This is a genomic window from Novosphingobium resinovorum, assembly GCF_001742225.1.
Taxonomy (GTDB): Bacteria; Pseudomonadota; Alphaproteobacteria; order Sphingomonadales; family Sphingomonadaceae; genus Novosphingobium; species Novosphingobium resinovorum_A.
The window spans coordinates 254531-277594 of sequence record NZ_CP017076.1; the positions used below are offsets into that span (position 1 = coordinate 254531).

General features: G+C 66.0%; 20 protein-coding genes. 11 read left to right on the top strand and 9 right to left on the bottom strand.

The features are described from left to right. The first annotated feature begins 131 nt into the window (after nt 1-131). Entirely contained in the window at nt 132-758 is a 627-nt protein-coding gene (locus BES08_RS18840) for a gluconate 2-dehydrogenase subunit 3 family protein (protein WP_081798965.1), read from the top strand. Next, nucleotides 758-2452, top strand: a complete 1695-nt coding sequence (locus BES08_RS18845; protein ID WP_036525163.1) for an FAD-dependent oxidoreductase — start codon at nt 758-760, stop codon at nt 2450-2452. The genes BES08_RS18840 and BES08_RS18845 overlap by 1 nt, the downstream gene beginning before the upstream one ends. 23 nt (nt 2453-2475) lie before the next feature. Here the strand turns inward: BES08_RS18845 and BES08_RS18850 are convergent, their stop codons facing one another. From BES08_RS18850 to BES08_RS18860, 3 genes are all read right to left on the bottom strand, one after another. After that, the gene (locus tag BES08_RS18850) at nt 2476-3738 is read right to left on the bottom strand and encodes an MFS transporter (protein ID WP_008828942.1); all 1263 of its coding nucleotides are present in this window, start codon (nt 3736-3738) and stop codon (nt 2476-2478) included. A gap of 79 nt (nt 3739-3817) precedes the next feature. Next, a complete protein-coding gene (locus tag BES08_RS18855; RefSeq protein WP_069709364.1) occupies nt 3818-4963 on the bottom strand; it encodes a nuclear transport factor 2 family protein in 1146 nt (381 codons plus the stop codon). Between the two features lie 29 nt (nt 4964-4992). After that, nucleotides 4993-5724, bottom strand: coding sequence for an alpha/beta fold hydrolase (locus tag BES08_RS18860; protein WP_036525161.1), 732 nt, complete (start codon nt 5722-5724; stop codon nt 4993-4995). A 192-nt stretch (nt 5725-5916) separates the two neighbouring features. Between BES08_RS18860 and BES08_RS18865 the strand changes: the two genes are divergently transcribed. From BES08_RS18865 to BES08_RS18875, 3 genes are all read left to right on the top strand, one after another. Next, nucleotides 5917-6951, top strand: a complete 1035-nt coding sequence (locus BES08_RS18865) for a cupin domain-containing protein (protein WP_081798964.1) — start codon at nt 5917-5919, stop codon at nt 6949-6951. Nucleotides 6952-7141: 190 nt separating this feature from the next. Then, nucleotides 7142-7456, top strand: a complete 315-nt coding sequence (locus BES08_RS18870) for a hypothetical protein (protein ID WP_008831447.1) — start codon at nt 7142-7144, stop codon at nt 7454-7456. A 105-nt stretch (nt 7457-7561) separates the two neighbouring features. Then, entirely contained in the window at nt 7562-7816 is a 255-nt protein-coding gene (locus BES08_RS18875; protein ID WP_036525343.1) for a hypothetical protein, read from the top strand. Between the two features lie 343 nt (nt 7817-8159). On the opposite strand, the gene hisD (BES08_RS18880) is transcribed toward BES08_RS18875, so the two are convergent. Then, nucleotides 8160-9455, bottom strand: coding sequence for a histidinol dehydrogenase (hisD, locus tag BES08_RS18880; RefSeq protein WP_036525157.1), 1296 nt, complete (start codon nt 9453-9455; stop codon nt 8160-8162). A 173-nt stretch (nt 9456-9628) separates the two neighbouring features. Between hisD (BES08_RS18880) and BES08_RS18885 the strand changes: the two genes are divergently transcribed. Together BES08_RS18885 and BES08_RS18890 are read left to right on the top strand one after the other, a co-directional pair. Beyond that, nucleotides 9629-10675 carry a LacI family DNA-binding transcriptional regulator gene (locus BES08_RS18885; protein WP_081798963.1) on the top strand — a complete coding sequence of 349 codons (1047 nt, stop codon included), beginning with the start codon at nt 9629-9631 and terminating at the stop codon, nt 10673-10675. A gap of 261 nt (nt 10676-10936) precedes the next feature. Then, a complete protein-coding gene (locus tag BES08_RS18890; protein WP_036525149.1) occupies nt 10937-13216 on the top strand; it encodes a TonB-dependent receptor in 2280 nt (759 codons plus the stop codon). A gap of 256 nt (nt 13217-13472) precedes the next feature. On the opposite strand, the gene BES08_RS18895 is transcribed toward BES08_RS18890, so the two are convergent. The 3 genes from BES08_RS18895 to BES08_RS18905 form a co-directional block, all read right to left on the bottom strand. Further along, nucleotides 13473-14732: an amidase gene (locus tag BES08_RS18895; RefSeq protein WP_008828981.1), complete on the bottom strand. Its 1260-nt coding sequence runs from the start codon at nt 14730-14732 to the stop codon at nt 13473-13475. Nucleotides 14733-14766: 34 nt separating this feature from the next. Beyond that, on the bottom strand, nt 14767-15537 hold the full coding sequence (locus BES08_RS18900) for an HpcH/HpaI aldolase family protein (protein ID WP_008828982.1): 771 nt from the start codon (nt 15535-15537) through the stop codon (nt 14767-14769). Between the two features lie 128 nt (nt 15538-15665). Then, nucleotides 15666-16679, bottom strand: a complete 1014-nt coding sequence (locus BES08_RS18905) for a LacI family DNA-binding transcriptional regulator (protein ID WP_008828983.1) — start codon at nt 16677-16679, stop codon at nt 15666-15668. A gap of 229 nt (nt 16680-16908) precedes the next feature. Between BES08_RS18905 and hisD (BES08_RS18910) the strand changes: the two genes are divergently transcribed. The 4 genes from hisD (BES08_RS18910) to BES08_RS18925 all read left to right on the top strand — a co-directional run bounded on the left by hisD (BES08_RS18910) (nt 16909) and on the right by BES08_RS18925 (nt 21076). Next, nucleotides 16909-18240 carry a histidinol dehydrogenase gene (gene hisD / locus BES08_RS18910; protein WP_008828984.1) on the top strand — a complete coding sequence of 444 codons (1332 nt, stop codon included), beginning with the start codon at nt 16909-16911 and terminating at the stop codon, nt 18238-18240. 93 nt (nt 18241-18333) lie between these two features. Then, a complete protein-coding gene (locus BES08_RS18915) occupies nt 18334-19098 on the top strand; it encodes an SDR family NAD(P)-dependent oxidoreductase (RefSeq protein WP_008828985.1) in 765 nt (254 codons plus the stop codon). A 197-nt stretch (nt 19099-19295) separates the two neighbouring features. Continuing rightward, entirely contained in the window at nt 19296-20366 is a 1071-nt protein-coding gene (gene ada / locus BES08_RS18920; protein WP_069709366.1) for a bifunctional DNA-binding transcriptional regulator/O6-methylguanine-DNA methyltransferase Ada, read from the top strand. After that, the gene (locus tag BES08_RS18925; RefSeq protein ID WP_036525141.1) at nt 20363-21076 is read left to right on the top strand and encodes a 2OG-Fe(II) oxygenase; all 714 of its coding nucleotides are present in this window, start codon (nt 20363-20365) and stop codon (nt 21074-21076) included. Before ada ends, BES08_RS18925 begins: the two co-directional genes overlap by 4 nt. A gap of 73 nt (nt 21077-21149) precedes the next feature. On the opposite strand, the gene BES08_RS18930 is transcribed toward BES08_RS18925, so the two are convergent. Then, complete coding sequence (locus tag BES08_RS18930) at nt 21150-21851, bottom strand: LuxR C-terminal-related transcriptional regulator (RefSeq protein WP_036525138.1); 702 nt, start codon at nt 21849-21851, stop codon at nt 21150-21152. Between the two features lie 497 nt (nt 21852-22348). Further along, nucleotides 22349-22954 (bottom strand): polysaccharide biosynthesis/export family protein, encoded by a 606-nt coding sequence (locus BES08_RS18935; RefSeq protein ID WP_051586778.1) that lies wholly within the window; start codon nt 22952-22954, stop codon nt 22349-22351. Nucleotides 22955-23064 lie beyond the last annotated feature (110 nt).

Consider the following 23064-nt stretch of genomic DNA (forward strand, 5'->3'; position numbering starts at 1 on the left):
ATGCCAGCTCAAGCGGAAAGTGAATTCTGAATTGGCGTGAATGAGAATTTAGTTTATGACTGAATTATCGAGATCGAGTGGCGCCCCGTAAGCGACCCTGCCGGGGGTGGCGTGAGGGTGCAGGAGGTATAATGCAGCTATCGAACGATGTCTTGTCGCATCTTGCGGGGCGGCCTCAAAATCGCCGTTCTGCGCTGCGTGCAGGACTTCTGGCGATGGAAGCGCTGGGCTGCGCGGCGCTGCTGGGAGGTGCGGCGGCATGCTCCGGAGAGGTTGCGGAGGGCGTCGAGCAGGGCGCGATGGTGGGCGTTCTGCTGGGACTGGTGATTCCCCAAGGGGAGACATCCGGAGCCGGAAACCAGGGCAATGTTGAATTCGTTTTGCGCGCGGTCGATGCCGGGCTCATGGGCACGCCGCGCGATACCCTTGCCCGCCTGGCCCAGGCGCTGGACGGCGAAGTGCCGGGGCTTTTTGCCACAGGCGGCTTCATGGACCAGTCACAGGCACGGCAGGCCGCGATCCTGGGCGAGTACGATCGCAAGGTCTTCGCCGCGCCGATCGCATTTCCGAGCCCCTGGTTCACGGCCAAGGCACTGATCCTGATGGCCTACTACACCTCCGAGGCCGGGGCGAGCGGCCAGCTCGATTACGAGATCGCTCCCGGTCGCTACGACCGCGACGTGCCGGTGACGCCTGCCTTCAGGCCGCTGTCGAACGACTATTCCGCCAACTCCATCAAGAAGAAGATCGCCGGATAATGAGCGGAGCATTCGATGCCATCGTCATAGGCTCCGGGATCACCGGGGGCTGGGCGGCCAAGGAACTGACCGAGCGCGGCCTCAACGTCCTCATGCTCGAACGCGGCCGCATGATCGAGCACCAGTCGGGCTACACCAACGAGACGACGCCGCCATGGGAACTGCCGTTCCGCGGCTTCGGCGACCCGCAACTCAACGCCAGCGACTACGCAGTGCAGAGCAAGGGCATGGGTTTCACCGAATGGTCGCGCGACCATTTCGTCAACGACCGTGAGAACCCGTACCAAACCACCGCAACGGACCCTTTCCAGTGGCGCCGCGCCTATCAGTTGGGCGGCCGCTCGCTGGTATGGGGGCGCCAGTGCTACCGCTGGGGCGACCTCGACTGGGGCGCCAACGCGCGGGACGGGCACGGCACCGACTGGCCGATCCGCTATGCCGACATCGCGCCGTGGTACGATCACGTCGAAGGCTTCATCGGCGTTTCCGGATCGCGCGAGGGACTGGACCAGTTGCCTGACGGTGTGTTCCAGCCGCCGATGGAACTCAATGTCGTGGAGGCGGCGCTCAAGGAGCGGATCGCCGAACGCTGGCCCGAGCGGCGACTGATCATGGGCCGCAGTTCCAACCTGACCGAGGCAAAGGGCGAACGTTCGCATTGCCAGTATCGCAACATCTGTTCGCGCGGGTGCTCCTACGGGGCCTATTTCAGCACGCAGAGTTCGACGCTCCCCGCCGCGCGCGCCACCGGGCGGCTGACGCTGGTGACTGACACGGTGGTCGACAGCCTCGAATACGATCCCGTGAACAAGCGTATCAGCGGCGTGCGCGTGATTGATGCGGAGACCCGCGCCCGCACGATTTACCGTGCCAACGTGGTGTTCCTGTGCGCGGGCAGCGTCAATTCGATCAGCGTCCTGCTGCGCTCCGCCGACGACGCCAATCCGCACGGCCTCGCCAATTCGAGCGGCACTTTGGGACGCTATTTCATGGACCATGCGCTGGCGATGTCGGTCGTCGCGCGCATTCGCGGCTTCGAGGGGCATGCTTATTATGGCAACCGCCCGGTGGCGATCGTCATCCCGCGCTTCGTCAATCTCGACGGGCAGGACCGCGAGATGCTGCGCGGCTATTCCTATCAGGGCAGCGCGACGCGGCGGGGCTGGGCGGACGGTATCGGCACGCCCGGTATCGGCGGCGGCCTCAAGGCGGCGACCAGCCGTCCGGGTGACTGGACGATGCTGCTGGGCGCCTTTGCCGAATGCCTGCCGCAGGCGCACAACCGCGTCACGATCGACCATGGCAAGGTGGACAGCCTCGGCATGCCGCAGACCCGCATCGATTTCGCCTATGGCGACAATGAGCGTAGGCTGGTGAGCCATGCTCTGGAAGAGGCCAAGGCGATGATCGGGCTGATGGACGCCGACATCCTCTCGGAATCGGCGGAGGTCGGCTCCGGCGGCGGTGCGGTTCACGAGATGGGCGGCGCGCGCATGGGCCGCGATCCGCGCACTTCGGTGCTCGACGCGCACAACCGGGCGCACGATATCGCGAATCTCTACGTTACGGACGGCGCAGCGATGGCCTCCAGTGCGTGCCAGAACCCGTCGCTGACCTACATGGCGCTGACGGCCCGCGCGGCGGCGCATGCGGCGGAGCAGGTGAAAGGCGGGGCGCTGGCGGTTCCGGCCTGACGGCTCCTGTCGCTGGAGGCGCCTCAGCGCCGCTCCAGCGTCTCGCGCTGTGCCAGCCATAGCACCGCCGCCAGCGAAAACGCCAGGCTCGCCGAGCCCATGGCGATGGTCATGCCGAGCTTCTGCGCCAGCGTCGCGGTGATGAGCGGCGCGAAGAAGCTGATGATCCGGCCCCAGTTGAAGATCGAGGCGGCGGTGGACTGCAGGTGCGGCGGGTACAGTTCGGCCAGCCACGGTCCCCAGGTCACGCTCGAACACAATGCTGCGCCGTAGACCAGCCCGATCAGCTGCAGCATCAGCACGTCGGTGGGCGCCAGCAGGTAGGCGATGATCGCGGCGGCGGCGATCAGGAAGCCGATCGCATTGAAGCGGCGGCCGAAGCGGTCGGCCGTCCAGCCCCAGAAGAAGCCTCCGGCGATGTTGCCCGCGAACTGCCAGGCCACCAGCTTTCCGGCCGTCGCCGCGTCGAACCCGCGTTCGCCCGAAAGATACGTGGTCAGCCAGCCGCTGTAGGCCGCGTAGCCGAAGAAGTTGAGGCCGGTCATCGCTGCCAGCATGAGCGTCTGGCGGCGCACGTCGGGCGCGAAGAGTTCGCCGATGGGCAGCTTCGCCGCGCGTTCGCTGGCCATGTCGATCGGCGACCGTGCAGGGATCAGCCACAGCACCATGAGCGCCAGCGCGAACGTCGGCAGGCCCCCGATCCACAGCAGCAGCTTCCAGTCTCCCGGCGCCACCGCGCCCATCGCCAGGCCGAGCGCGACGATCGAGAAGCTGAAGAAGGCGTTCATCGTCCCTGCCAGACGTCCACGCAGCGAGGGGCGGAAGAGGTTCACATAGATGCCCACGCCCACCGGAAAGCTCGCGCCTGCGAAAGCACCCAGCAGGAAACGCTGGACCAGCAGCATCGGATAGCTGCCGACCGCCGTGCCCGCGATCAGCATCGTGCCGTAGCCGAGCACGACCAGCGCGAAGATCCGGCGACGGCCGAAGCGGTCGGCGATTTGCCCGATCAGCACCGCGCCGATCAGCGCACCTGCGCCTTGCGCCGAATAGGCCGATCCTGCCTCCAGCAGCGAGAGGTTCAGCGATGCGCGAATGAACGGGCGCAGCACGTCCACCGTGTTCCAAGCCCAGCCGTAGAGGAATTCGCAGGCGAGCAGCAGCGCGAAGATCGCCACCTGCCGCCCCATGCCGGGCATGGGGAGACGCGCGGCCCGATCGACCGGCTCGGCTTCGATGGCGACGTCAGGGGCGACGTCAGGCGCGAGGGGGGCGATGATGGGCATGCACGGCTCCGGTCATGGTTGGAGTGTGGCGGAAGTAGGGTCGGGGCCGCGCCTTGCACGCGGCCCCGGGGTGCTGAACTCAGGCCGCCGCCTGGATCGCCGCCAGCTTGAGCTGCACCAGCATCGACAACTCGTCGTAGACCACCCATTCGTCGACGATCTTGCCGTCCTTCACGTGGAAGTGGGTCACGCCCATCACGAACAGGTGATGCCCCGTCGGCGCGCCGAGAGAGCCGTAGCCGAGGTGGTGGCCGTCCATCACCCAGCGTACCGCGTACTTGGTGCCGCCTTCCTCGCTGTCGACCGAGGCGATGTGCTGCGGCACGAACGAGCAGTCGGGCAGCAGCGCGACGAGGCGCATGGTCTGGTGCAGCACCGATGCCACGCCGTAGAGTTCGCGCATCAGCGGCCCGTGCCACTGGCAGTTGGGCGCGTAGATCTCGTGGATCTTGCCGAACATGCGCTTGTTGTAGATGTGGTGCAGCCATTCGAGCAGCTGCTCCTCGCCCGCATTGTGCGCGATCGACAGGTCGGCCTCGCTCTCGGGCGGGTACTGGCCGAGCAGGCGGCGGTTCTCGGTGAGGTCGAGCACGGTTTCGCCGAGATCGAACTTCTTCTGCGCGATCCCTTGCGCAAAGACGTGCGGATCGAGGCCGACCTGGATCAGCGGACCCATGTTGTCGCGCACGATCCACTCCTTGTAGATCTTGTTCTCCAGGATCATGCAGTCGGCGACGGTGCGGGTACAGTAGGTGCGGCCCGTCGGCTTGCCCCAGGAACCCGGCTCGGTGTGACGGCCCAGCCCATGCGTCATGTGGCTGGTGTAGAAGCCGTTCACATCGTCCCCGTTCCAGATCACCTGCTGCGCCATGCCGCGCCGGTCTGGGAATTCGACGAGGCGCTGGATGGTGTCGCGGATGTGCGTCTCGCGGTCGTACATCGTGCCCATCGTGGTGTAGGCGACGCAGTTATGCGTGTAGTGCGAATAGATCAGGCCGACGTCGCGCTCGTCCCAGATGCGGTGGGTGCAGCGGATGATGTAGTCGACGATGTCGGTGTAGCATTCGTCGAAACCGCGCATCGACTGCACGCGCTTGCGCCCCTCGGGCACAAGCTGGGTAAAGTCGCGCCGCTCGACCTGCAGGACGCGGCCCGTCTCGCCGTCGCTGGGAGCAATGTCGGTGCGCGGTGTTGCGGGCTTCTTGGGGGCTTGGGTATCAGTCACGTGACCTCCGTGGGATGATCTTGATGATGCTATGCGAGCGTCCGCACGTGCGCCAGCCAGTCGGCCAGCGTGCGGGCGCACAAATCGGGACATTCGAGCGGCAGGAAATGCCCTGCATCCGGCGCGATCACGAGTTCGGCATCGGGCAGGCCCGCCGCCAGTTCGCGCTGCAGTTCGGGCGGAGCGATGCGATCCTCGGCCCCGCCCAGCACCAGTGCGGGCATGCGCATGATGGGCAGCAGCGGCCGCTTGTCGGAACGGGTGAGGGCAACTTCGGTCTGCAGCGCCAGCGTGCAGGGCGGCTGGCTTTGCGCCATCGCCACGATCGTCGCCTTCAGCGCGCTGTCATGGCGCGCCCCGGCCGCGACCGAGCGCTCCCACAGCACTTCGCCGACCAGCACTCCCGGATCGGTCGTGGCGGCGGCGCGGCGGTCGGCGTGATCTGCCTCCGGTACGTCGCGCCCGTTGGCGGCGATCAGCGCCATGGCGGTGATCCGCTCGGGCGCGAGGGCCGCCATCTCCAGCGCCACGATCGCCCCCAGCGAGAAGCCGACCGGAATGAAGCGCCCGGAAACCTGCGAAAGCGCCCGTTCGGCCAGCCCCCGCGCCGATGCCACGCCGGTCATGTCGTAATGGACCACCGGTCGCCCGGCCAGCGCCGCATGCCGCAGCATCGGCGCGAACACCCGCGCGTCGCACAGCGTTCCCGCAAGCAGGACGAGCGGCAGGCCGTCGGCATCGTTTCGTCCAGTGGCGGACATGGTCAAGCTCAGCTCCCCGTGGGACCGTCTATCTGGTCCTCTCGATCAATTTTCGTGCCGCAGGCGCGTCATGGCTTGCGCTGGCGGTGTCCATGACGTACCACGATTGAATTCGAATGCAAGCGTGATTCATGAAATCCGAAAAGGTAGAGGAAAGCGCTCCGCATCGAAGACCCTATTGAGGAGTATGACGTGACCGAGTGGACTCGCGAAGCGATGGCCCAGCGCCTCGTGCGCTACGCAGACCTCGTGCCTTGCCGCACCGCCTTCATCGATACCCGCACGCCGGGTTCGACCGAGAAGGAGAACTTCACGATCATCGGCGCGGGCGTGTCCGAAAGCGCCGACCAGTTCGTCCACATCACCGAGCCGCACGGCTTCAACGTCGGCGCTGCCCGCCAGCCAGAAGGCTGCGTCAACTCGCAGCACAGCCACGAGACGGCGGAAGTCTTCGTCGTCCACTCCGGCCACTGGCGCCTGATCTTCGGCCCCAACCGCGAGGACGGCACGCTCGACATCGCGCCGGGCGACGTCTGCTCGGTCCCTACCCGCATGTTCCGCGGCTTCGAAAAGCTGGACGAGGGCGTCGGCTTCCTGTGGGTGGTGCTCGGCCAGGACGATCCCGGCAAAGTCACCTGGGCGCCCGCTGTGTTCGAATCCGCCGCCGACTTCGGCCTCAAGCTGACCAAGGGCGGCACCCTGATCGACACCAGCGACGGCGACTACACCTTGCGTGAGGCCGAACTGGAAGCCCCGCTGAGCGAGGACGACCTTGCACAACTTCGCACGCCCCCGCTCGAAAAGCTGGCCGAATGCATGGTGCGCTTCGCGGACGTCGCCGCCAACCCGGCCTCGCCGCTGGCCGCACCCGGCGTCGAGGAAGCCGGGCTGATCGTCCCGGAGGCGACCGCAGACGGCTTCGCCCCCGGCCCGATCAGCGGTTGGTGGCCGCACGGCTTCAACTTGCGCCTGCTGACGCTCCAGACCGGCGCCTACGTGCCGCGCCACAGCCGCCGCGAAGTGGAAGTGATCTTCGTCCACTCCGGCACGCTGGAAGTGAGCTGGGACCACGGCGAGATCCTGATGGGCGCGGGCGACACCCTGACCGTGCCGGTAGGCCTGCCCCACGCCCTGCGCAACACCGCCTCGGTCCCTTGCGTGGCCTACGTGGTGCGCGGCGGCGAGGACGTCGCGCGGCCGCTGTTCGAGTCTGGCGCCGCAGCCTGATTTTCAGGGAACACCCGCGTCGCCCGGTACATCTGCATGGGTCGGGCGATGTCTTCTGGCCTGCCCGGCGTCCCCATCCGCGCCGGGCAGGCTCCTTGTTGCCCTGCACAGGGCGGCTTCGGCCAGCGACGATCGCCCTTTCCGGAACTGGAGGGTGGTTTGCGGACAGAGACCTGCTAGGCATGCCGCGATGAGCAACAAGCTAGCCGGCTGCGTCGAGGTCGATGGACTTCAGTATGAATGGGAACTCCGCAGCGAGCCGCAGTGGGGCGATGCCGATGGCTGGCGGGGGATGACCGTTGCCCTGCTGCGCAGGCACACCAAGCGCGGCGCCCTGCTGGAATTCCCGGCGCCCAAACGGCTGCTCAAGGGCATGCAACGAGGGCGCCTTCAGATCGGCGATGCGATCGTGGTGCGGGGTGTACGGGCCGCATTGCTGGCGGGATGGGACCCCGATTCCCGCGGCAAACCCATGGTGTTCACCGTCGATGCGGAAGGCAACTAGGCCGCGATTTCCCGCAGATCGCTCGAAGTCTGCAGGCTTCGCACCCGTGTTGCCTCGTTCGCAAGATCGGGTATGGCGGCATCGGCAAACCAGCAGGCGGATACAATGGCAGCACCTTCGATCGACGAGCAACGCGAACACTTCGCCTATTGCGTCCAGCTTTTTGGCGGCACCACGGCGTTCTCGCGCCGCATGGGCATAGACGAGCGGGCGATCCGCCGTTTCATCAACGCCGAGCGTCCCCTCGGCGCCGGGCTTCTGGCGGATACCGCGAAGGCCTTGCGCAAGCTCGCGGCCGAAGCGGCCGCTGCCGGACAGGAAATCGAAGCAGCGCTGGCTGCGGGGCCGGACGTTTCGTAACGGGTTCGCGGCGCGCGAACCGGGCATTTTCCTACAGCCGGGTGGGTACGGTATTCGTCATGAATGCCGTTTTCCACTTCGCCCGAGCTAGCATGCCGCCTTCCGACTAGACCTTGCAAGGTGACACCTTCGAGGCCGCAAGGTGACACTTCCAGCGTTCAAGGTGACACCTTTTCCACACAAGGTGACACATCTGGCGCACAAGGTGACAGCTTCCGCCGCAAGGTGACGCCTTTTCCTCCAGGACTGTGTAAACCGTGTAAACCCTGTCACCTTGCGCGGCCGGACACGCGAAGGGCGGCCCCGGTCACCCGGAGCCGCCCTCACATCGCGACGGTGGGTGTCAGGCGGGCTGCTTCAGCCGATCGAAGCGGATTGCGGCGGCCTTCTGGTGGCCTTCGAGGCCCTCGCTGCCGCTCTGGCGGATCGCCGGCGGGGCGACGGCGGCGACGGCCTTGTCCTCCAGCCACTGGTGCGTGGCGATCTTGACGTAGGAGCCGACCCACAGGCCGCCGGTGTAGCGCCCCGCGCCCATCGTCGGCAGGGTGTGGTTGGTGCCCACGTTCTTGTCAGAATAGACCACGCTGGCGTTCTCGCCGATGAACAGCGAGCCGTAGTTGCGCAGCTTCTTGGCGAAGCCGTGCGGGTCGGCAGTGTGGACCTGAAGGTGCTCGGCCGCCACGAAATCGGAATAGGCGATCATCGCCGCCTCGTCGGCGCAGAGCACGACTTCGCCGTAGTTCTCCCAGGATTCCGCCGCGACCTTGGCGGTGGCGAGGGTCTGGAGCTGGCGCTCCACCTCGCGCACGGTCGCCTCGGCCAGCGCGCGGTCGGTGGTGATGAGGCCGACGCGGGTGCGCACGTCGTGCTCGGCCTGGCCCAGCAGGTCGCAGGCGATCAGTTCGGGATCGCCCGAGGCATCGGCGACGACGAAGATCTCGGAAGGCCCTGCCAGCTGGTCGATGCCGACGGGGCCGAAGACCTGCCGCTTGGCCTCGTTCACGAAGGCGTTGCCGGGGCCCATGATCTTGTTGACCTGCGGCACGCTCTCGGTGCCGTAGGCCATCGCCGCGATCGCCTGCGCGCCGCCGATGCGGAAGATGCGGTCGGCGCCCGAAAGGTGGCAACCCGCGATCATCGCGCGGTGGGCATTGGGCGGCAGGCAGGCGACGACTTCGGCGCAGCCCGCGACCTTGCCCGGAACGATGGTCATGATCGGCGCGGAAAGCAGCGGGAAGCGGCCGCCGGGCACATAGGCGCCGACCCGGTCGATCGGGATCACCCGATGGCCGAGGTGCAGGCCGGGGATCGGCTCGATCTCCAGCGGCAGGATCGTGCCCAGCTGCGCCTCGGCGAAGCGGCGCACGTTGTCGATCGCGAATTCGGTGTCGGCGCGGGTCTGCGGGTCGAGTTCGTCGAGTGCGGCCTGACGCTCGGCAGGGCTGACCTCGAAGCGGTCAAGTTCGGCCTTGTCGAATTGCGCGGAGTAGCGGCGCACGGCGGCATCGCCTTCGGCGCGGACGTCGGCGAGGACGCGGGCGACCAGGCCGGCGACGTCACCACTGTCGGTGATCTGGTCGCGCGCGGGCGCCTTGATGTAAGTTGTGGTCTCGGAAAATCCGTGCGGCGCATCGGTCATGGAAGGGCTCCCGTTGGACTGGTCTGGATGGGTCGGTCTGGGCGACGGGATGCAGTTTTATTGCATTCGAATTCAAATGTCACGTAGCAAAACGAGTGGCGCTGTTGCGTTGCATTTGCGGTGCCGCCTTTACGTCGCTAGACCGTGGTTTCGCGCCAAGTTACGGACGTTCCATGCCAAAGCCTCGATCGACCAAGAAGCTCAAGTCCACCGGAATGGAAGACGGTCGCCGTCCCACGTCTTACGACGTGGCGCGCATCGCGGGGGTTTCGCAGTCAGCCGTATCGCGCTGCTTCGCCCCTAACGCGTCGATCGCGCCTGCCAAGCGCGAACTGATTCTCAAGGTCGCGGCGGAAATCGGGTACAAGCCCAATGCGCTGGCACAGGCTCTGATCTCGAAGCGGACCAACATCGTGGCGGTCATCATCGCTGCGCGCACGAACCTCTATTATCCCGAAGTCCTGGCCGAAGTGGGCGCGCGGCTGAGCGAGAAGGACTTTCGCGTGCTGCTCTTCGCATTGTCGCAGGAGAGCGAGGTCGATGGCGTGCTGGACCAGATCTGGCGACATTCGGTCGATGGCGTGATCTCGGCGGCGCGCCTGTCCACGGCGCAAGTCGCGCAGTTCGCCGAGCATCGCGTGCCGGTCGTCCTCTATAATCGCGTTGCCAGCGGTGCCGCCTCGGTACGGTGCGATTCGGGGGAGGGGGAGCGCGATCTGGTCGGGCGCCTGCTCGCGGCGGGGCATCGGCGCTTCGGCCTGATCTCCGGCCCGCTGGACAACTACGTCGGCGAGGAGCGCCGCAGCGCCGCGCTGATGGCGCTGTCTATGGCCGGGATCACCGAGGTGCCCGAAGTCCGCGGCGACTTCACGTACGAGAGCGGCCATGCGGCGATGGCAGAACTTCACGCCAGAGGGTGCGAGGCGATCATCGCCGTCAACGACATGATGGCTATCGGCGCAATGGACGCGGCGCGAATCGATCTGGGTCTGTCGGTGCCGCAGGACTTGTCCATCGTAGGCTTCGATGGTTCGGGTGCATCGAGACTCGGTGCATACGACCTCACTACGGTCCGTCAGCCCGTGCGCCGGATGACCGAGGCGGCCATCGAGCTTCTAATAAAGCGTATCGAAGATGCCTCCGCTCCGCCTGAACAGCGATTGTTCAGCGGTCAGATGGAGGCGGGAAGCAGTGCGCGAATTGCCGTAGAAGGCTATTGAATTATCATTCATTACGGAAGTGATATATTTTGATATTTCGATTGATGTACCGATAATACCTCAAGTTTTTATAAAACATCGTCAAATATCGCATCTTGTCTTACTTAAGGTAAATGGTTCTCAAGTATATACCCGCTCGATCACGAAATGACTTCGAATGCAAAAATTCATGGACAGAGGGGCGGGTCGCAGATACCTTTCCTGGAGTTCGAGGGCATTTGAGGGATGAATATGCACACTCGTTTGATCCAGGGAGTTTCGTTGGCGGCGCTGGTTTTCGCGGCGGCGCCCGTCATGGCGCAGGACGCCAAAACCACCACTACCGTGCCTGCGGCGGATGAATCCGCGAATTCGGCGGGCGATATCGTCGTTACCGCGCAGCGGCGCAGCGAGCGTCTGCTCGACGTTCCGGTTGCCGTCACCGCGCTCTCGGGGGATGCCCTGCAGCGGCTAGGCGCGCAGAACGTGTCCAAGGTGGAACTGGCGACGCCGGGCTTCACCTGGGGGTCGCAAGGGTCGGACTCGTTCCCGGCGATCCGCGGCGTGCGCACCAGCCTCGTCAGCGCGCAGACCGACCCGGTCATCGGGTTCTACCTCGACGGCGTCTACCAGAGCCGCACCCAGCAGCAGAGCATTCCGCTGTTCGACATCGCCCGTGTCGAGGTCCTGCGCGGCCCGCAAGGCACGCTTTACGGACGCAACACCTTCGGCGGCAACATCAGCGTCGTGACGTCCGATCCGACTGACGAATTCGCGGCCGGGGTCAACCTCGACAGGGGCAACTTCGATTCCGCCCGCATCGACGGCTTCGTCAACATTCCCGTCAGCGACACCCTTCAGGTGCGCGTGGCCGGGGTGTTCCAGCGCCATGACGGCTACGTCAAGTCGACGACCCCGGGCATCGTGCTCAACGACCTGAACGAGAACGCGCAGCGGGTCTCGCTCAAGTGGAAGCCCGACGACCGCCTCGAGGTGACCATCCATGCCGGGACCTGGCGCCGCGACGATGCAGGCGCGGGCTCCTACGGCTACAAGACCGCCGGTACGCTCATCAACACGTCCACCGGCTACCAGTCGATCAATGGATCGGGCGTGGCGGTGAACCCCTCCGTCCCCAATGGCAGCCCGAACCTGGCGGGCCGTGACGTGGGCACCCCTGTGACCGGCGGCGCCTGGACCAACGACTGGGATTACCAGCCGTTCGAGCATGTCGCCGAAGACTACGTTTCGGGCAAGATCGCCTATGACCTCGGCTTTGCCACGGTCAGTTCGATCACCGGCTACACGCACTTCACCGCTCACCGCAGCGCCGACAATGACCAGTCCAGCAAGGTCTTCGAAGCCTATGGCTACGGCTCGGGCATCCAGGAGCCGAAGACCCGCTCGAAGGCGTTCTCGCAGGAAGTGCAGCTTGCCTCGAACAGCCGCACGCCGCTGGAATGGATCGTCGGGGCCTACTACCTCAAGGACGACATCTTCGAGACGTACCAGCAGAAGGTCACCGCGCCCGGCGCTACGACCAACGGCTTCCGTGCGGACTCCGACATCGGCGTCGAGGCGCTCGCCTTCTATGGCCAGGCCAGCTACGCGATCGTGCCTGACAAGCTGAAGCTGATCGGCGGCATCCGCTATTCGCACGAGAAGAAGAGCTTCGTCTTCTCCGACTTCGCCGACGCGCCGCCGAACACCTACGATTTCACGACGCCTTATGTCGTCACCAGCGGCTCGCCCAGCTTCAACAGCTGGACCTGGCGCGCGGGCCTGCAGTACACCGTCGATCGCAACACGATGATCTACGCGACGGCATCGACCGGCTTCGCATCGGGCGGCGTCAACGACAGCGGCGGCAATCCGCTGATCCCGCAATCCTACGCGCCGCAGAAGGTGGACGCCTACGAAGCGGGCTTCAAGAGCCGCATCCTGGGCGGACTGGGCCAGTTCGAGGCCTCGGTGTTCTACAACAAGTTCAGTAACCTGCAGATCAACATCTACACGCCGCTGGTCTCGTACTTCGGCTCTGCCGGCAAGGCGCGCAGCTATGGTGCCGAGATGGCGCTGCGGCTGAATCCGGTACAGGCGCTGCACATCGATGCCACGGCGGCGCTGATGAATGCCGAGTACACCAGCTACATTAGCGGCAACAACTTCTACGGACTTTCCGATGGCACCGATCCGGTGTCGCTCAACCTGAAGGGCAACCGCATTCCGCAGTCGCCCAAGCTGAAGACGACGCTGGCGGTATCCTACGACATCGATCTGGGCACGGCGGGCATGTTGTCGCCGATGGGGTCGTGGCTGCATTCAAGCAGCTACTACACCACCGACCGCAACACCGTGCTGGACCGTCAGGGCAGCTACGACAAGTTCGACGCCTCGCTGCGCTGGAGCAGCCCGGACGATCGCACCTACGTCGAAGCCTATGGCGACAACCTGAGCAACCAGGCGGTGCTGCTGAGCGGCGTGATCGGTCGCCGCCAGCGCATCCAGGTGTCCTACGCGGCACCGCGCACGTACGGCATCCGCGTCGGCACCAAGTTCTGACGATGGCAGGGAAGGGGGAGGCGGGAGCCTTCCCTTTCACGGCGTGAAGAGGCGGCGCTTTCCCGGCGGGGAAGGCGCCGTCTTCCTTGTTTGCCGGGTTGCGAATGCCCTGCCTGCTCACCGTTCGTCATTGCGAGCGCAGCGAAGCAATCCAGGGCGGCTCAAGACTGCTCTGGATTGCTTCGCTGCGCTCGCAATGACGAGGGGCGGGGCGAGGGGTAGGGCGAACCTCGATCGGCGACCAAAGCGCGTTCGGTCAAGCCTGCTCGATCATGCGGGCGAGATCGAACAGCAGCTGTTCGCGGCCCGTCGGAGCCAGCAGTTCCACACCGACAGGGCAGGTCTGCGCGCCCGCCGGAACGCTGATCGCGGGCCAGCCGGTGCGAGGCGCCAGTTCGGGAGCCCAGCCGACCTTGGGATTGCCCAGACCCTCGGGAATGACGCGCAGGGTCGGGTGGAACAGCCCGTCGAGGCGGTGCTCCGCCATGGCCCGCAGCAGGGTGTCGGTCAGGCGGCGATGAGCGGCAAGGACAGCCTGCGCCTCTTCCGCGCTGCGCGACAGGCGATCGAGGATCACCGGGCGGTATTCCGGAAGGAATCGGCCGCCTTCGAGCAAGGCGGCGAGGCTTTGCGGTGCGGTCCCGGCCACGAAATTGCGGGCAAGATACGCGTCGAACGCGGCCGCGAATTCGACGTCGACGATATGCGGACCGGCCAGCATTTGCGCGATATCGGGGATCGCGAAAGGATCGACGAGTTCGGCCCCGCCGTCCGCCAGTTTTCGCAAGGCGCGTTCGCAGGCGGCGATCACCCTCGGGTCGGTGCCGAAGGCGGCGCGCAGCACGCCGATGCGCGGCGGCGCCCCGGTTTCTCCCGCAGGGATCTTGCCGCCCATCGCGAGATAGAGCCCGCGGGCATCCTCGACCGTGCGGGCGATCGGGCCGATGGTGTCGGTGGATGGGGCCAGCGGCGCGACGCCGTCCAGCGGCAGCATGCCATGCGCGGGACGCAGTCCGACAAGGCCATTGCAGGCCGCCGGAATGCGGATCGAGCCGCCGGTATCGGTGCCGATCGCGGCGCTCGCGAAGCCGCGCGCGACTGCGACCGCCGATCCGCCGCTCGATCCGCCCGCCGTCGTGGCCGGGGCAAAGGGGCTGAGGACGTCGCCGCCGAGCGAACTGCGCGATCGCACTTCGAAGGAGAACTCGGACAAGTTGGTCTTGCCGACGATGACGGCCCCGCCATCGACAAGCCGGTCGATCACCGTGGCATTGGCGAGCGGCATCGCGGCTTCGAGCGCGAGGCATCCCGAACTGGTCGCCATCCCTGCGATGTCGATGTTGTCCTTGATCGCCAGCACCATGCCGTGGAGCGGCCCCACCGGCATCCTTCGGCGCATGGCCGCGTCCGCGTCGCGCGCCGCCATGCGGGCGTGCGGGTTCAGCGCCAGCATCGCATTCCAGCGATGATCCTCGGCGCCGATGCGGTCGAGGCAGGCGTCCAGCCTTGCCTCCACGTTGCCTGTCGCGGGATCAGGGCCTGTCGCGAGATCAGACGGCAACGGACCGGCGCGCCCTGTCGAGAAGGTCTGCGGCGCCCTGCAAAAGGAAGCCATGGTCGGAGCCGAGCAGGAACAGGCTGGCGCCGCGTTCGTGCCAGTGGGTCACGTCCTCGATCCGGCTGAGGAACATGCCGACCGCCCGGCCATTCCTGCGCCCCGCGTCGCAGATGCGCTCGACGGCGGCGACGACGCGTTCATGGTCCTGGCTGGCAAGGCCGTAGCCCACCGTCAGGTCCACGCGGCCGACGAACAGGCAGTCGATGCCGTCGACGCGGGCGATCTCGTCGATGTCCTCGACCGCTTCGGGGTCTTCGATCTGGGCGATGGCCACGGTTTCGCGCTCGCTCAGGCGCAAGTGGTCGGCCATTGGGCGCGTCGTGTAGCAGGCCGCGCGGGTGGAGCCGGCATAGCCGCGCCCTCCGGCGCCGAAGCGGCAGGCGCGGGCGAAGGCGGCGGCTTCTGCGGCATTGCGGATATGCGGCGCGACGACACCGGTGGCGCCGCAATCCAGCGCATTGAGCACTTGCTCCGGCGTCGCTACCGGAATCCGCACGAGGCTGGGCATGCCGATGGCGCGGGTCATGGCTACGCAGCCGTCGATGGTCGCGCGGTCGAACGGCGCATGCTCGGCATCGAGGCAGAGGCAGTCGAGGCCGGTGAGCGACAGCACTTCGGCGACGATCGGCGAGGGTGTCTTGACGAACGTGCCGACCAGCAGTTCGCCCGAGGTCAGCCGTTCACGGAACGCGGGCGTGTTCAAGACAGAGCCCGGTGGCATTCGCGGTGCGGCGTTGCAGTTCCCATGGATCATTCTCCGATGAATTCGAATTCATCGGTAAGCCCGAGGGCTTGCCCGGTCAATGGATTTGCTGCCAATCAGATTTGCGGTCAGGCGCCGACCGGGCGGGTGCTGCCGCGCACGACGAGGGAGCCTTGCGCGACGACCTGCTCGTGCCGGTCGGCATCGGTGCGCAGGGACAGGATCAGGCGCAGGGTCTCCGCCACCATGAAGGCCGCGGGCTGCGAATAGCTGGTGAGCGAGAAGCCGGGCCATGCCGCCATCGGCACGTCGTCGTACCCGGCGATCGAAATCTCGCGGCCCACGTCCAGCCCGAATTCGTGGCGGGCGACGGTGATCGCGGCCAGCGCCATGGTGTCGTTGGCGCAGAAGATCGCCTCGGGCCGGTCCTTGCGCAGCAGCAGGCGGCGGGTGGCGGCCATCGCGGTATCGAAATCGAAGGCGCCATCCTCGCGGATCGGGGCCGGTGCGCCCCGCTCGGCAAGGTATTCGGTGAATCCCGCCTCGCGCTGGGCGTTGGTGGAGGAATCCGCGGTGCCCGCCATGAAGGCGAAGCGGCGGTGACGCCCGGCCAGCAGGTGCGCCGCGATCGCCCTCGCGCCTGTCTCGTTGTCGCCCACCACGCAGGAGGCATCCTGCGCGGGGGTGGTGCGGTTGTAATGGATCACCGGCACCTGCGCGCGGCGGCACTGCTCGGTCAGGGTGGAGGAGGGGCTGACGGACAGCAGCACCAGCGCGTCGATCCGGTAATGCAGGATTTCGTGGATGGAGGGCTCGGGCCGGGTACTGCCTTGCGCCGGGAACAGCATCAGGCGCAGCCCGGCGCCGTCCAGCGCGTCGGACAGCAGTTGCAGGGTCTGGGTGAAGAACGGATTGGTGAGGTAGCCCACGCCGACGCCGACGATGTTAGAGCGCCCGCGAAGTAGCGAGCGGGCCAGCGGATTGGGCCGGTAACCCAATTCCTCGGCGGCGGCGATGATCCGCTCGCGCTTGTCCGCGGCGATGCTCGCGCCCGGCGTGAAGGCGCGCGACACCGCCGATTGCGACACGCCGGCCCTGCGCGCGACGTCCAGGGACGTGATCGCCTCTTTCTCGATTTCCATGCCGTTTCCTATCGAGTGGTCATGGGGGAGGTCAACGGCGTTACGCGGGGGGTGGAGTACGTTCAGTGAATGCATGATCATAGGTTAATGCGGCGATATAATGGCCATATGTTCGAATATTTTGCATATTGTGCATATATAGATGAATATGTATTCAAACACCAATCGGTGTCCGATTCCCAGGCGCCGCAGAGCAAGCGGGCAGACCGCCCGGGCAGGAGCAGGACGAATGGCGATCTATCTCAAGCGCGGCGCGACCGCAGAGGCGAAGGCGGATGCGGACCGCAAGGTGCGTGACATCGTCGAGGCAGCGCTGGCCGATATCGAGGCGCGCGGCGACGTCGCCGTGCGCGAGATGAGCAACCGGTTCGACAACTGGGACCGCGAGGACTACCGACTCTCGCAGGCCGAGATCGACGCCTGCGTGGAATCGCTTTCGGCGCAGGAGCGCAAGGACATCGAATTCGCGCAGGCGCAGGTGCGCAATTTCGCGCAGATCCAGCGCGACAGCATGAAGGACGTCGAGGTCGAGACGCTGCCCGGCGTCGTGCTCGGCCACAAGAACCTGCCGCTGAACTCGGCGGGCTGCTACGTGCCGGGCGGCAAGTATCCGCTGCTGGCCAGCGCGCACATGTCGGTCATCACCGCGAAAGTCGCGGGCGTTAAGCGGGTCATCACCTGTGCGCCCCCGTTCCAGGGCAAGCCCGCGCGCGCGATCGTCGCGGCGCAGGCGATGGCGGGTGCCGATGCGATCTATGCGCTGGGCGGCATCCAGGCGGTGGGCGCGATGGCTCTGGGCACCGAGACGATCGACCCGGTCGATATCCTCGTCGGCCCCGGCAACGCCTTCGTGGCCGAAGCCAAGCGCCAGCTCTACGGCCGCGTCGGCATCGACTTGTTCGCAGGACCGACCGAAACGCTGATCATCGCCGACGAGATCGGCTGCGACCCCGAGATGGCCGCCACAGACATCCTCGGGCAAGTCGAGCACGGCCCGGACAGCCCCGGCGTCCTGCTCACCAATTCGGAGAAGTTCGCGCGCGAGACGATGGCCGAGATCGAGCGCCTGCTGCAGATACTGCCCACGGCCGACCATGCCCGCAAGGCGTGGGAGACCTTCGGCGAGGTGATCGTGGCGGACAGCTACGAGGAAATGGTCCGCGTTGCCGACGAGATCGCCTCCGAACACGTGCAGGTGATGACCGCCGACCCGGACTATTTCCTGCAGCACATGACCAATTATGGCGCGCTGTTCCTGGGCAATCGCACCAATGTCAGCTTCGGCGACAAGGTGATCGGCACCAACCACACGCTGCCCACCAGAAAGGCGGCGCGCTACACCGGCGGGCTCTGGGTCGGCAAGTTCATCAAGACCTGCACCTACCAGCGCGTCCTCACTGACGAGGCCTCGGCGCTGATCGGCGAATACTGCAGCCGCCTCTGCGCGCTGGAAGGCTTCGCCGGGCATGGCGAGCAGGCGAACATCCGCGTGCGCCGCTTCGGCGGGCGTGACGTGCCTTATGCCGGGCAGGCGGAGCCGACCCCGGCGACGGCGGCCTGATCGGTCATGAACGGGGTGGACAGGGCGGCAGGGGCCGTCTCTGTTGGCCCCGTTCGCCGATGCGGCGATTTGGAAAGACATGAGGACGATGCGATGACCCTGCCCAGAACTCCCAGCCTACGCCTCGACGGGCGGCGCGCGGTCGTCACCGGTGCGGGCCGGGGCATCGGCCTTGCCGCCGCCGCTGCGCTGGCCGAAGCGGGGGCGGATGTCACGCTGGTGGCGCGTACCGCAGGCGAGATCGAGGCAGCTGCGGCGCAGATCACCGCGCTGGGCGGCAAGGCGCAAGCCGCAACGCTCGACGTGTCGGACCTTGCCGCAGTCGATGCCTTCTTCGCCGGGCAAGAGCCGTTCCACGTCCTCGTCAACAATGCCGGGACCAACCGGCCCAAGCCGATGTGGGAAGTGAGCGTCGAGGATTACGACGCGGTGCTCGACCTCAACGTCAAGAGCGCCTTTTTCGTGGCCCAGGCCTGCGCGCGGCGGATGATGGCGGCGGGGGAAACCGGCAGCCTGATCCACATGGGATCGCAGATGGGCCATGTCGGCGGCCCGAACCGCTCGCTCTACTGCGCCTCGAAATGGGCGCTGGAGGGTATGAGCAAGGCGATGGCGCTCGACCTTGCGCCCCGCGGCATTCGCTCCAACACGATCGCGCCGACCTTCATCGAGACGCCGCTCACCCGGCCGTACTTCGAGGACGCGGCGTTCAAGGCCAGCGTCCTGGCGAAGATCAAGATCGGCCGACTGGGTCAAGTGGAAGACCTGATGGGAGCGGTGCTGTTCCTGTCGTCGGACGCCTCGGCGCTGATGACCGGGACCAGCCTCGTCGTGGACGGCGGCTGGACCGCCGACTAGGGTGTTGTCGCCCTACCGTGTTTCGTCGCTGCGCTCGCAATGACGAAGGGTGGAGTAATCAAACCTCCCCTTATGGGGCAGCCATTTCTGCTCCAGAGTCCCGCCGTAAGCCTCGCATGGCAGCGACGAAGGCCCCATATCGAATTTGAAAGCAGGAAACAGAGCGCGTTTCACCTGCGGGCTGGCAGAATGGGGCCATGACAAACGCAGACACACCTATCGACGACACCGCGGACGATCCGCGCTGGGCGCAAGTCGTCGCCCGCGACAAGAGCGCCGACGGCACGCTGTGGTACTCGGTCGCGACCACCGGCATCTATTGCCGCCCCTCTTGCCCCTCGCGGACCGCCAATCCCCGCAACGTGACGCTGCACGACACGCTGGCGAGTGCCCGCGCGACCGGGTGCCGGCCCTGCAGGCGCTGCAACCCGGAAGGCGCGTCGCAGGACGCCGGGAATGCCGCGCTGGTCGAGCAGGCCTGCCGCCTGATCGAGGCGTCGGACGAGCCGCCTTCGCTCGATGACCTGGCGGCGGCGGTGGAACTGAGCCCCGGCTACTTCCACCGCCTGTTCAAGGCCCAGACCGGCCTGACCCCCAAGGCTTATGCGAGCGCCCATCGTGCCCGCAAGGTACGCGACACTCTGGCCGCAGGAGGCCGGGTGACGGACGCCATCTACGACGCCGGGTTCAATTCCAACGGCCGGTTCTACGAGCAGTCGGGCGCGATGCTGGGCATGACGCCCGGCCGCTACAGGAACGGCGGGGCCGACGAGGTGCTCCACTTCGCGGTGGCGCAATGTTTTCTGGGCGCGATCCTGGTGGCCTCCAGCGACAAGGGGGTGGCATCGATCCTGCTTGGCGATGACCCCGAGGACTTGGTCCGCGACTTGCAGGACCGCTTTCCCCGCGCGGAACTGGTCGGCGCCGATGCCGGTTACGAGCGGACGGTGGCACGGGTCGTCGGCTTCGTCGAGGCGCCGGACATCGGCCTCGACCTGCCGCTCGACGTGCGGGGCACCGCCTTCCAGCAGCGCGTCTGGCAGGCGCTGCGCGAAATCCCGGCGGGCGAGACCGTCACGTATGCCGAAGTCGCGCGCCGCATCGGCTCGCCCAGCGCCACGCGCGCGGTTGCGGGAGCCTGCGCGGCCAATCGCATCGCCATCGCCATCCCCTGCCACCGGGTCATCCGCAATGACGGTTCGCTGTCGGGCTATCGCTGGGGCGTGGAGCGCAAGCGCAGGCTCATCGAACTGGAAGGCGGGGCGTGAGCGCTTTTCCGAGTACGCGGATCGACGCCTACGACTGGGATGCGATCGCGGGCGATCTCGACCGGGAAGGCTGGGCGGTGCTGCCCGGCCTGCTCGCAGACGCCGAATGCGACGCCGTGGCTGGTATGTACGGACCAACAGGCGCCTTCCGCAGCCACGTCCACATGGCGCGGCACGGGTTCGGCAAGGGCGAGTATCGCTATTTCGCCTACCCGCTGCCCCCGCTGGTGGAAGCGGCGCGCATCTGTCTCTATCCCCATGTCGCGCCGATCGCGAACAGGTGGAGCGAACGAATGGGCATGGCGGCGCGCTTCCCCGCCGATCACGCGAGTTTCCTCGCAAGGTGTCACGAAGCGGGCCAGAGGCGGCCGACGCCGCTACTGCTGGAATATGGCGAGGGCGACTACAATTGCCTGCATCAGGATCTCTACGGGGATCACGTGTTTCCGCTGCAGGTCGCCGTGCTGCTGTCGCAGCCCGGCAGGGACTTCACCGGCGGCGAGTTCGTACTGACCGAGCAGCGTCCGCGCATGCAATCACGCGCATCGGTCGTGCCGCTCGGCAAGGGCGACGGCGTCCTGTTCGCGGTGAACCAGCGCCCGCAGCGGGGCACGCGGGGCGACTACCGTGTCACGCTGCGGCATGGTGTCAGCACGCTGCGTTCGGGCAGGCGTCACACGCTGGGGATCATCTTCCACGACGCGGCCTGACGCTTCGTCATTGCTTCGCTACGCTCGCAATGACGGCGGTGTGGGGGCAGGCGGCCATGCTCCGGCAAAGCGATCAATTCCCCATCGAGGGCGCCGTCATCGTCGCATCGAGGGTGGGCACGCCGTGCGTGGTCGCCCACATCGCCGCCTGTGTCCGGTTCGCGACGTTTAGCTTGCGCAGGATCGCCTTCACGTGAACCTTGACCGTCGCCTCAGTCACGAAGAGCTTGCGGGCGATGCGCTTGTTGGAATAGCCGGCCATCAGGCAGCACAGCACGTCGTTTTCACGCTGGGACAGCTTCGACCCACCGCCGTGGCCGGTGTTCTGCAGGCCGGTCAGGTCGTCACGCGCCTCGGGTATCGCGATCCGGAAGTCCTCGCGCCGCAGCATGTCGGCGACGTCCGGCGGGATGACTTTGTGCCCCAGTGCCGCCAGGCGCAGCAGCGCGATCAGGGTGTCGCACGGCATGTCCTTCACGGCATAGCCCTGCGCGCCATGGTCGAAGCAGTTGAGCATGGACGAGAGGTCGAATTTCTCGGCCAGGATCAGCGCGCTCACGGTGTCGCGGCTGGCCAGCCGTTGCAGCGAATCGAGCTGGTCGGCCAGGCTGGGCATGTCGACCAGGACCAGATGATCGCTGCGGTCGGGCAATTCGGGCAAGTCATCGACGCTGGCGGAAGTCGATACGACCTCGATGCCGCCATCGAGGATGATGCGTCGGAGCCCCTCGCGAGAAATCGAACTGGGGTTGATAATAGAGACTGAAATACCCAACGGTCACCCTTCCGAGTCCCAACCCGGGCATCGATTCCTCAATGCCCGGAGTGTTGTTCAAGTGCGGCCTTTCGAGGTCAGTCCTGTCAATCGACGGTACAAGACGACATCCGGCGTCCCAAATATTCAGGCGCGGCTTTCTCCCAAATCCATTATGTACTTTTTTCAGGTCCTCAAAATACCCATGGCCGGTTGAGGCCGATGTATATCTTTCGAAAGCTGTTTACGTACATAACCATATTTGGTCTTGCTGGGTGGCTACATTGGCATTTTTCAGTGTTTTGAGCGATTCACGTCGAAATTGCCGATATTTGCGATGAACGGTTCATCGCGGGACACTCGCAGCCTGTTTGGAAATTCGTTGGAAACGAATTTCGCGGCACCGGCCCGCTCCCCCTCCCGACCGCCCGCAGGATACTGCCGATGGGCGGTCGGGAGGGGGAGCGGGCCGGTGCCGCTTACGAAATGCCCTTCCGGGCATTTTCGCAAAGAGCCTCTTAGAGCATCGATTCATTCACGGTGATGGTGTCGCCGGGCATGATGATCAGGGCCGGATCGCCGACGACGACCTTGCGGCCTCCGCCCCAGCTCTTGCGCAGGACGACGACGGTGGCCTTGTTCGCGCGGGGCGTGAAACCGCCCGCCTTGGCGATCGCTTGCAGCAAGGACATCTGCCCGGCGTAGGTATACTCGCCCGGCTTGCCGACTTCGCCGAGGATGTAGAACGGCCGGTACGACATGACGTCCACCGCGACATGCGGGTTCAGTACGTAGCCGCCCTGGGTCAGCTTGGCGGTGATGGCCCCTGCCATCTGGTCAGGCGTGCTGCCGGCGGCCGCGACGTCGGCGATGAGCGGCATCGTCACCGCGCCTGCGGTGCCGATCTCGTACTCGCCGGTCAGTGTCGGCTCGTCGAACACGGTCACGCGCACTTTGTCGCCGGCGTCCAGGCGCATGCCCTGGCTGGCCCGTGCGTTCGCCTCGGACACGTCGACAAGCGGATAGTTCTGAGTCGCGCATCCGGCGGCCAGCACCGTCGCCAGCAAAGCCGCGGAAATATGCGTGGAGCGGCGTGTGCGAGGCCTGAAAAGTTCCTGGATCATTTCACCCTCCTTGCGAGATCCCCGGCTCAAAGTCGGGGTGAGAGGCAATCCTATCCAAGTACCGTCGCGGTTCCATACCTCTTAGGTTGTGAAGAAAAATCAGTAAGTTC